1 protein-coding gene is annotated in these 335 nt (G+C 47.2%); it reads right to left on the bottom strand.

What is annotated here, in order from left to right:
• Nucleotides 1-335 (bottom strand): MFS transporter (locus M992_RS14420; RefSeq protein WP_147638202.1); only part of this gene is annotated, 335 nt, incomplete at both ends.

The following is a 335-nucleotide window of genomic DNA, read 5'->3' as shown; positions in this document are numbered from 1 at the left end:
GGCATACGACGACCACGGAACAGTTTGTCACTCAGCCAACCGGCTAGCAGGGTTGATGGAATCGCAGCCCATTCGAAGAACAGGAAGGCCACGCTCATCTCTGTTTTAGTAAAGTGTTTAACCGTCAGCAGGTAGATTGGCAACCAACTGATAATGCCGAAACGCACCATATAGACAAATACGTCAACGAAAGAGACATACCAGGCATTTTTGTTTTTCAGTACATAGGTAGTGAAAATCTGGAATGCTGACATATTCTCCGGCGCTTTATCCCCCTTGAGCTTAGCAACGGGCACTTCATCCGGCACAATTTCATTCAACGGTGGTAAGCCTTC

The organism is Moellerella wisconsensis ATCC 35017 (assembly GCF_001294465.1).
Taxonomy (GTDB): domain Bacteria; phylum Pseudomonadota; class Gammaproteobacteria; order Enterobacterales; family Enterobacteriaceae; genus Moellerella; species Moellerella wisconsensis.
The sequence above is the reverse complement of the archived record's forward strand: the minus strand, read 5'-3'. Positions and strand labels throughout refer to the sequence as shown.